Origin of the sequence: Candidatus Accumulibacter cognatus, assembly GCF_000584975.1 — a bacterium.
GTDB classification, from domain to species: Bacteria; Pseudomonadota; Gammaproteobacteria; order Burkholderiales; family Rhodocyclaceae; genus Accumulibacter; species Accumulibacter cognatus.
In genome coordinates, this window is the sequence record NZ_JDST02000017.1 from 25,013 (window position 1) to 34,547 (window position 9,535).

Genomic DNA, 9,535 nt, shown 5'->3' on the forward strand with positions numbered 1-9,535 from the left:
CATGGTACATACGGCGTGGCAGCCAGGTCGACGGTGGGCCAAAATGGCTGGATGGCAATTTTCAGCCAGGAGCGGATGGTGGAGATTCTTCTCCAAAGCCAACGCTGACCCTGAGCGATCAACCATAACCGGTCAGTCGGCTAAAGGGATGTCAATTTCCGCTCCTGACCGAGCGGTATGCTCCGGAAAGCAGTCGGCAGGTGTAGGATGGTGCCGGTCGGGAACCGGCCAGGAAACGACCAGGAAACGACCTTCATGCCACCGTGTCGACGGTCGGCTGCTCGGCCGAAGCACCCTAATGATGCCCGCTTTGATATTGTCTGCAATCGGCATAAAGCCGTTCTGCAGAGTTCCATTCCAATTTGCATAATGGCAGGATGTTTCAAATTGTCCCAATAAAAAGCAGACAATAAAGGACTTAACGCTGATGGCAAGCAACAACGGTAAAGACAAATCCCTCGAATCCTGGATCTGGGACGCCGCCTGCTCCATCCGTGGCGCCAAGGACGCGCCGAAGTACAAGGACTACATCCTCCCGCTCATCTTCACCAAGCGCCTTTGCGACGTCTTTGATGACGAACTGAACCGCATCGCCAAGGAAGTCGGCTCGCGCAAGAAGGCCTTCCAGCTCGCCAAGGCCGACCACAAGCTGGTCCGCTTCTATCTGCCCCTGCTGCCGGACGATCCCGAGCAGCCGGTCTGGTCCGTCATCCGCAAGCTCTCCGACAGGATCGGCGAAGGCGTCACCACCCACATGCGCGCCATCGCCCGGGAAAACCCGCTCCTGCAGGGCATCATCGACCGCGTCGACTTCAACGCCACCACCCACGGCCAGCGCGACCTCGACGACGATCGCCTCTCCAACCTCATCGAGGCCATCAGCACCAAGCGCCTCGGGCTCGACGACGTCGAGGCCGACATCATCGGCAAGAGCTACGAATACCTGATCCGCAAGTTCGCCGAAGGCGGCGGCCAGAGCGCCGGCGAGTTCTACACCCCGCCCGAGGTCGGCACCATCATGTCCCGCGTGCTCCAGCCCGAGCCCGGCATGGAAATCTACGACCCCACCTGCGGCTCCGGCGGCCTGCTGGTGAAATGCGAGATTGCCATGGAGGAAAGCGCCAAGGGCAAGATGCGCACCGTCGCCCCGCTGAAACTGTACGGCCAGGAATTCACCCCCGAGACCTGGGCCATGGCCAACATGAACATGATCATCCACGACATGGAGGGTCAGATCGAGATCGGCGACACCTTCAAGAACCCCAAATTCCGCAGCAAAGGCAAGCTCCGCAGCTTCGACCGCGTCGTCGCCAATCCCATGTGGAACCAGGACTGGTTCACCGAGGCCGACTACGACAACGACGAACTCGACCGCTTTCCCTCCGGGGCCGGCTTTCCCGGCAAGTCGTCCGCCGACTGGGGCTGGGTGCAGCACATCCACGCCAGCATGAACGCCACCGGCCGCGCCGCCGTCGTCCTCGACACCGGCGCCGCCTCGCGCGGATCGGGCAATGCCGGCACCAACAAGGAAAAGACCGTCCGCCAGTGGTTCGTCGACCACGACCTCATCGAGAGCGTCCTCTACCTGCCCGAAAACCTGTTCTACAACACCACCGCCCCGGGCATCGTGCTGTTTCTCAACAAGGCCAAGCCGCAGGCGCGCCAGGGCAAGGTCTTGCTCGTCAATGCGTCCCAGGTCTTCGAAAAGGGAGACCCCAAGAACTTCATCCCCGAAGCCGGCATCCAGCGCATCGCCGACACCCTCATCGGCTGGACCGAAGCGGAAAAACTCAGCCGCAGCGTCGACCACGCCGAGCTGAAGAAGAACGACTACAACATCTCCCCCAGCCGCTACATCCACACCTCGGACGCCGAAACCTACCGGCCCATTGCGGAGATCGTCGGGGAACTGGCGGTGATCGAGGCCGAGGCGCGGGAAGCCGACGCGGCCCTGAGAAAGATCCTCAAAGAGCTGGGGGTCTAACCGCAGATGACGCAGATGAACGCAGATTTACAGAAAGACCCGGAAACCTACGCCATCATCGGCGCGGCGATGGAAGTTCATCGTGTGCTTGGAAACGGCTTTCTGGAAGGGGTGTATCAGGATGCGTTGGAGATCGAATTCAAGCAGCGGAACATCCCCTTTCGTAGAGAGCAGTCTGTGCCGGTGCTCTATAAGGCATTCACCCTTGGCACTCCCTATCGCGCTGATTTCGTCTGCCACGGCTCAATCATCGTTGAACTCAAGGCGATTAACGCACTGACCAACAGCGAATCTGCACAAGTTTTGCACTACCTCAAAGCGACCGGCTTTGAACGGGCACTCCTGATCAATTTCGGAACGCCCCGCCTGGACTACAAACGCTTCATCCAATCAAGAAACCATCTGCGCCCATCTGCGCCATCTGCGGTTGACCTTCAAGAAGGAGGCAACGCATGAAAAAGAAACCAGACCACAAGGAAACCTCCCTCACGCGTTCCTCCGCGGCGGAATACCTCACCTTCATCACCGCCAAGGGCGAAGGCGGCGTCGAGGCGATCTACGCGGATGAAGACGTCTGGCTCAGCCAGAAAATGATGGCGGTCCTTTATGACGTGGATGTCCGGACGATCAACTACCACCTGCGGAAAGTATTCAAAGACAGTGAGTTGGCGGAAGAATCAGTTATCCGAAAATTTCGGATAACTGCCGCCGATGGCAAGAACTACGACACCGGCCACTACAACCTCTCCGCCATCATCGCCGTCGGCTACAAGGTCAACTCCGAGCGGGCCGTCCAATTCCGCAAATGGGCGACCACCGTGGTCAAGGAATTCACCGTCAAGGGCTTCGCCATGGACGACGAACGCCTCAAGGCCGGCGGCACCGTCCTGACCAAACAGTACTTCGAAGAACAGCTCCAGCGCGTCCGCGAAATCCGCCTCAGCGAGCGCAAGTTCTACCAGAAGATCACCGACATCTACGCCACCGCCATCGACTACGACCGCAGCGCCACCGCCACCCAGCGCTTCTTCGCCACCGTGCAGAACAAGCTCCACTGGGCGATCCACGGCCACACCGCCGCCGAGGTCATCGTGGACCGGGCCGATGCCGGGAAACAGCACATGGGCCTGAGCACATGGAAAGATGTGCCCCATGGAAAAATCCAGAAATTCGATGTCAGCGTCGCAAAAAACTACCTGACCGAACCGGAGATGGCACAACTCTCGCGGCTCGTGAGCGCCTACCTCGATGTCGCCGAAGACATGGCCCAGCGGCAGATCCCCATGACCATGCAGGACTGGGAAACACGCCTCAACCGCTTCATCGCAGCCACCGACCGGGAAATCCTGCTGGACGCCGGCAAAGTCACCGCCGAAATCGCCAAAGCCCACGCCGAATCCGAGTTCGAGAAATACCGCATCGTCCAGGATCGTCTGTTTGTCTCGGACTTCGATGCCGAAGTCATGCGGATCGCAAGAAGTGGTGAGGAAAGCGGGAACGAGGAAGGCGGTGCGGAGTGAGCGCCGAACTCCAGCAAACCGAAATTGGCGAGTTCCCGTCCGCCTGGTCGATTGACCGCGTTGATTCGGCTTTCGACATTCAGCAAGGAAAGCAGGTCTCGAAAAGGAATCGCGATGGCGAGCACCAACGCCCATTTCTCCGAACCAAGAACGTCTTCTGGAATCGCCTCGAACTGACTGATCTCGATGAAATGCATTTCAGCGAGGCCGAGCAGACACGTCTCGAACTTCAGGCAAACGATCTGCTTGTCTGCGAAGGCGGTTCGATTGGACGAACAGCACTTTGGAACAATGAGGTCGATGGCTGCCTATACCAGAACCATCTCCATCGCCTCCGGGCGAAGGGCGACAAGGTTCATCCGCAATTTGGCGTGTATTGGCTTTGGTATGCCTTCGACGTGGCCAATCTTTACTTTGGGCGTGGCAACGTAACGACGATCCCGAACCTTTCGCAGTCGAAGCTGGCGGAGTTGCCCATGGCGCTCCCCCCACTCCCCGAGCAGAAGAAGATCGCGCACATCCTTTCGACGGTGCAGCGGGCGATCGAAGCGCAAGAGCGGATCATTCAGACCACCACCGAGCTGAAAAAGACCCTCATGCACAAGCTCTTCACCGAAGGCCTCCGCAACGAACCCCAAAAACAAACCGAAATCGGCCCCGTCCCCGAAAGCTGGGAGGTGGTGCCGCTTTCCGATGTCTGCCGCTTCCAGAGTGGAGGAACGCCTTCGAAGAAGAATCCAGAGTTCTGGGAGGGGACGATTCCTTGGGTATCCCCGAAGGACATGAAACGCCCACGGCTCGCCGACGTTGAAGACCACATTTCGCAGGAGGCGCTCGAAAGCGGAAGCAAGCTCGCCCCCGCTGGTTCGGTCTTTGTCGTCGTGCGCGGCATGATCCTGGCAAAGACCGTACCCGTCGCGCTCGCCGAGATCCCCATGGCCATCAATCAAGACATGAAGGCCATCGTTCCCGGGCCCAAACTCCGCTCAGACTTCCTTCTCTACGCCTTGGAGGCACTGCGGGGAAACCTTTTCAAGAAGGTCGGGCGCTCGGGTCACGGTACGTGCACCCTGATGGGCCACGAGGTGGCTGCATTCAAAATCTCACTTCCCGATTTAGCGAAACAGGTAGAGATCGCTTCAGCGATTCAGAACCTCGAACGGAAAAAGGAGCTTCACGAGGAAAAGCGCATGCAACTCCAAGACCTCTTCCGCACCCTCCTTCACGAATTGATGACTGCGAAGATCCGCATTCACGAACTTGAGATGCCATGCTGAGATTCCTCCCAAAGCTCCTCTTGGTTGCGACTTCGTTTGCACCGGTTATGGTGACGTTCGCCGTCGTTTTGTGGTTCGACAGCGAACGAAGTCTGGCGCTGGGTCTACTCGCAGGTGCCGTTCTCGCGGTGATTGCTTGCGTGACGGTAATCAAACTGGCAGCAAGGCAGCTCTCTATAAACGATGTCGTAATCAAGTCGATCAAACCAGCAGACAAGGAGATTGTCGGGTTTGTTTTGGCTTATCTGTTGCCGTTGGCGAGGGGGAGTCAGTTCGACGGTGTTCCCATGTTCGTCGTTTTAGGGGTGTTCTTCCTCGTGGTGATGACGTCGAATGCTTACCACACCAATCCTCTGCTTGGGCTGATCGGATATCACTTCTATGAGGTCACAATCGAGGACGTTGGCTACACGCTCCTGTCTCGGCGAAACCTCCACAATACTAAGGCGATCAAGTCGGTGGTCAGCCTCACCGACTACATGCTTCTTGATGTAACCAAACAAAAATGAATCCCATACTTTTGACGAAAGACGAAGAGCGTCCATTCTTGAGGCTCGACCTAGACCAATCGGCCGCTTCAGGGGCTCGTGATCTGTTTCTTTCTGCTGCCGATTCGTTTGGTCGGGGCATTGAGCAGGTCGTTGAATTCGACCCCGGCTATAAACTCCATGATGACGAATGTTTCGAAATCCATGATTTCCCCATCTCGGAAGACTTGATCGGATTCTGCCGGCAGCCGCTGTCTGCTGAGAGAGTAGATTCGGCTGATTTTGCTGCCCTTCCAATAAACGGAATCGTTGGATACGACTTCTCTGCCGGGCAGCGGAAGCTCTACTTTCAAAACTTTGATTCACGACGGGTTTTGATTCCTGGTCGGAGATTCGCGATATTGCCGATGGCCGATGCGTCGACCTTCAAACAATTGACCAAGCCTGTTCTGCTTTTGGATGCCAATATCACTGCGGTTTGGAATGACGGCGTATTGCGATTCAAGAGTTTTCACTTGGCAAAGCAGCTTTTCGATCTTTCCACATATTTCACCGAGGCTACCGATGAACAGATTGGAACTTTCGTCGCTCACGCACGCCTTAAGTGCTCCGATTCGAGTAAGTTTATGGGTGCTTGTAATACGTGGAGTAGGACGAAGATTGCCTTGATTCTCCGGGGAGGCATTCTTGATCACGCTACAGGCGACATGATTCGAGATGCAGCTGCGTCAGTCGAATATGAAATTCAAATGGACAGAGACCGGATCGTCCTTCCTGAAGAGAAAGGCGCACTGCGATCCCTTCTGCAATTTCTCGATGAAGACATCTACAGAGGTCCGATTTCGCAGCGGAGACTTCTGTCGAGCGGCAAACGCCAAATTGAATAGCCATGCCCGCCCCCGACGAACACAAAACCGTCCAGGCCCGAATCCTCGCTTACGCCGAGGCCATCGGTTGGACATTTGTGTCCCGTGAGGAAGCCGAGCAGCGGCGCGGCTTTGATCCGGACGCGCCGCCCACCGACCGCGCCAAAAACCGATCCCTCTTCTTCGACGACCTGCTCGACACCAAGCTGCGGGAATTCAACCCGCGCTACGCCGAGGCCGAGGGAGCATTGCTCGGGCAGTTCCGCCATCTGCACACCGACATCTACGGCAACCGCGAATTCGTCGAGCACCTGCGCAACCGGGGCAAGTTCTTCGACCACGAGGAAAAGCGCGAGCGCGACCTGATCCTGATCGATTACGCCGATCCGGCGCGCAATGTTTACGAAGTGACCGAGGAGTGGGCCTTTCACAACGGCCACTACGGCACGCGGGAGGATGTGGTCTTTCTGATCAATGGCATCCCGGTGCTGGTGATCGAGTGCAAGAACGCCAACAAGGACGAGGCGATTGCCCTGGGGGTGGACCAGATCCGCCGTTACCACCGCGAGACGCCCGAGTTGTTCGTGTCGCAGCAGCTCTTCACCGCCACCGACGCCATCGGCTTTTCCTACGGGGTGAGCTGGAACACGGTGCGGCGGAACATCTTCAACTGGAAGATTTTGGAACCGCAGATGCCGCAGATGGGCGCAGATGAAGACAACCCAAAGAATAATCTGCGTAAATCTGCGACATCTGCGGTTAAAGAAATCCCCGGCCGTCTGGAGCAGAAGGTCAGAACGTTCTGTTCGATCCCCAACATCTTGTCTCTGTTGAAGGACTACATCGTCTTTTCCGAGAAGGACGAGGAGCTCAACAAGTACATCCTGCGCCAGCACCAGACCGGCGCGGTGGAGGCAACCGTCGGCCGCGCCCTCGATCCCGGTCGAACGCGCGGCCTGGTCTGGCACACCCAGGGCAGCGGCAAGACCTTCACCATGATCAAGGCGGCGGAGCGGCTGTTCCGCGCGCCCGGGGCGGACAAGCCCACCGTGCTGCTGATGATCGACCGCAACGAGCTGGAAGACCAGATGCTCAAGAACCTCGCCGCGCTCGGCCTGGGCAATCTCGAGCACGCCGGCAGCATCGCCCGGCTCAACCAGCTGCTGCGCGACGACTACCGGGGCATCATCGTGACGATGATCCACAAGTTCCGCGACATGCCGGCGGACTTGAACACGCGCTCGAACATCTACGTGCTGATCGACGAGGCCCACCGTACCACCGGCGGCGACCTCGGCAACTTCCTCATGGCCGGCCTGCCGAACGCGACCTTCCTCGGCTTCACCGGCACGCCGGTGGACAAGACGGTATACGGCAAGGGCACTTTCAAGACCTTCGGCTGCGAGGACGACCAGGGCTACCTGCACAAGTATTCGATCGCCGACAGCATCGAGGACGGCACCACGCTGCCGCTCTACTACCAGCTCGCCTCCAACGAAATGCTGGTGCCGCACGAGACCCTGGACAAGGAGTTCCTGTCGCTGGCCGAAGCCGAGGGCGTGGCCGACATCGAGGAGTTGAACAAGATTCTCGAACGGGCGGTGAACCTGAAGAACTTCCTCAAGGGCAAGGAGCGTATCCGGCAAGTGGCGCAATTCGTCGCCGCGCATTACCGCGGGAACGTCGAGCCGCTGGGCTACAAGGCCTTCCTGGTCGGCGTCGACCGCGAGGCCTGCGCCCACTACAAGCACGCGCTCGACCAGTTTCTGCCGCCGGAGTATTCCGAGGTCGTCTACACCGGCAGCAACAACGATTCGAGGCTGCTGAAGGAATTCCATCTCGACCCCAAGCGGGAGCGGCAGATCCGCAAGAACTTCGGCAAGCTCGACCAGATGCCGAAGATCCTGATCGTGACCGAGAAGCTGCTCACCGGCTTCGATGCGCCGGTGCTTTACGCGATGTATCTCGACAAGCCGATGCGCGACCACACGCTGCTGCAGGCCATCGCCCGGGTGAACCGCCCCTTTGAAAACGAGGCGCAGGAGATGGTGAAGCCGCATGGCTTCGTGCTGGATTTCGTCGGCATCTTCGACAAGCTGGAAAAGGCGCTGGCCTTCGACAGCGACGAGATCAACGCCATCGTCAAGGACCTGAAGCTGCTGAAGCTGCTGTTCAAGAACAAGATGGAGTCCAGGGCTCCAGACTACCTCGGATTGATCGAGCGCAACTTCAACGACAAGGACGTCGACACCCTTATCGAGCATTTCCGCGACCCCGAGCGGCGCAAGGCGTTCTTCAAGGAGTACAAGGAGATCGAGATGCTCTACGAGATCATCTCGCCCGATGCCTTCCTGCGCCCGTTCATTGCCGACTACGGCACCTTGTCGGCGATCTACCAGATCGTCCGCAAGGCCTACACCCGGACGGTGATGGTCGACCGCGAGTTTCAGGCCAAGACCAGCCATCTGGTGCAGCAGCAGGTCGGCAGTTATGGCGTGGGCGGTCTGGGCGAGATGCTCGCGATCGACGGCAATACCATCGAGCTGATCAAGAACAAGAGCGGCGGGGATGGCACCAAGGTCATCAACCTGATCAAGAGCATTGAAAAACTGGCTCAGGAAAACAGCGACGACCCTTGCCTGATCGCCATGGCGGAGCGGGCGAGGGCGGTGCAGGAGAGCTTCGAGCAGCGCCAGACCAGCACGGCCGAGGCCCTGGCCGAATTGCTGCGTGAAGTGGAGGGCAATGAAGCGCGGAAGAAGGAACAGGCCGAGAAGTCCTTCGATGGCCTGACCTATTTTGTCTATCGCAGCCTGCTGGACGCAAAGATTGAGAACGCTGAGGTGGTCAGCCGCAAGATTCGCCACGCCTTCAGTGAATTTCCGAACTGGAAACGCAGCGAAAAGGAATTTCGCGATCTCAGAAAGAAAGCCACCTTCGCCATCTTTGCCGAAACCGACGACCTTGAGCGGGTGACGGCCTTGGTGGATGAATTGTTTACGCTGCTGGAAAAGGCGGATCGGATCTAGGGCAGTGACGTTGATCGATCACAAAGACGAGTTCAAACAGCGAGTACGCCAATGGGCCGACAAGCTGGACGTCAAGATCGTCTGGCTGGGGGTGCGGCCGATGCGGAACAAATGGGCGTCGTGTTCCACCGCGGGCCATTTGAATTTCAGCGACGAACTACCCGCCCTGAAACCCGAGCTGTGGGACTACGTGATCGTCCACGAGCTGCTCCACTTCTCGGTGCCCAACCACGGAAAGCTCTGGAAAAGCCTGATGCACGCCCATCTGGGTGAGTATGAGGCACATGCATGTGAGTTAAAGAAGATAGCGCATAACATTTCGCTACAGCGGGAGCGCTGACGCACGCTGTTAAGCTTAGGTGATTTCCTCA

The 9,535-nt window shown here is 58.1% G+C and carries 8 protein-coding genes; all 8 read left to right on the forward strand.

Annotation, left to right across the window (positions count from 1 at the left end):
- The first annotated feature begins 427 nt into the window (after positions 1 to 427).
- Genes AW06_RS04145 through AW06_RS04180 form a run of 8 tightly spaced genes read left to right on the forward strand, consistent with a single transcriptional unit; the run spans position 428 to position 9,504 of the window.
- Positions 428 to 1,984, forward strand: a complete 1,557-nt coding sequence (locus AW06_RS04145; protein WP_034946023.1) for a class I SAM-dependent DNA methyltransferase — start codon at positions 428 to 430, stop codon at positions 1,982 to 1,984.
- Positions 1,985 to 1,999: 15 nt separating this feature from the next.
- Entirely contained in the window at positions 2,000 to 2,440 is a 441-nt protein-coding gene (locus AW06_RS04150; protein ID WP_273704367.1) for a GxxExxY protein, read from the forward strand.
- Positions 2,437 to 3,504, forward strand: a complete 1,068-nt coding sequence (locus AW06_RS04155; protein ID WP_034946026.1) for a virulence RhuM family protein — start codon at positions 2,437 to 2,439, stop codon at positions 3,502 to 3,504. Before AW06_RS04150 ends, AW06_RS04155 begins: the two co-directional genes overlap by 4 nt.
- On the forward strand, positions 3,501 to 4,781 hold the full coding sequence (locus tag AW06_RS04160) for a restriction endonuclease subunit S (protein ID WP_034946030.1): 1,281 nt from the start codon (positions 3,501 to 3,503) through the stop codon (positions 4,779 to 4,781). The genes AW06_RS04155 and AW06_RS04160 overlap by 4 nt, the downstream gene beginning before the upstream one ends.
- On the forward strand, positions 4,775 to 5,290 hold the full coding sequence (locus AW06_RS04165) for a hypothetical protein (protein ID WP_034946033.1): 516 nt from the start codon (positions 4,775 to 4,777) through the stop codon (positions 5,288 to 5,290). The genes AW06_RS04160 and AW06_RS04165 overlap by 7 nt, the downstream gene beginning before the upstream one ends.
- On the forward strand, positions 5,287 to 6,156 hold the full coding sequence (locus AW06_RS04170) for a hypothetical protein (RefSeq protein ID WP_034946036.1): 870 nt from the start codon (positions 5,287 to 5,289) through the stop codon (positions 6,154 to 6,156). The genes AW06_RS04165 and AW06_RS04170 overlap by 4 nt, the downstream gene beginning before the upstream one ends.
- A gap of 2 nt (positions 6,157 to 6,158) precedes the next feature.
- Positions 6,159 to 9,164 carry an HsdR family type I site-specific deoxyribonuclease gene (locus tag AW06_RS04175; protein ID WP_034946039.1) on the forward strand — a complete coding sequence of 1,002 codons (3,006 nt, stop codon included), beginning with the start codon at positions 6,159 to 6,161 and terminating at the stop codon, positions 9,162 to 9,164.
- 4 nt (positions 9,165 to 9,168) lie between these two features.
- Positions 9,169 to 9,504 carry a M48 family metallopeptidase gene (locus tag AW06_RS04180; protein WP_034946042.1) on the forward strand — a complete coding sequence of 112 codons (336 nt, stop codon included), beginning with the start codon at positions 9,169 to 9,171 and terminating at the stop codon, positions 9,502 to 9,504.
- The last annotated feature ends 31 nt before the right edge of the window (positions 9,505 to 9,535 follow it).

Bases quoted from the DNA above. Each gene is read 5' to 3' on its own strand.
- AW06_RS04145 (WP_034946023.1), top strand. From the start codon at position 428: ATGGCAAGCAACAACGGTAAAGACAAATCCCTCGAATCCTGGATCTGG.
- AW06_RS04150 (WP_273704367.1), top strand. From the start codon at position 2,000: ATGAACGCAGATTTACAGAAAGACCCGGAAACCTACGCCATCATCGGC.
- AW06_RS04155 (WP_034946026.1), top strand. From the start codon at position 2,437: ATGAAAAAGAAACCAGACCACAAGGAAACCTCCCTCACGCGTTCCTCC.
- AW06_RS04165 (WP_034946033.1), top strand. From the start codon at position 4,775: ATGCTGAGATTCCTCCCAAAGCTCCTCTTGGTTGCGACTTCGTTTGCA.
- AW06_RS04170 (WP_034946036.1), top strand. From the start codon at position 5,287: ATGAATCCCATACTTTTGACGAAAGACGAAGAGCGTCCATTCTTGAGG.
- AW06_RS04175 (WP_034946039.1), top strand. From the start codon at position 6,159: ATGCCCGCCCCCGACGAACACAAAACCGTCCAGGCCCGAATCCTCGCT.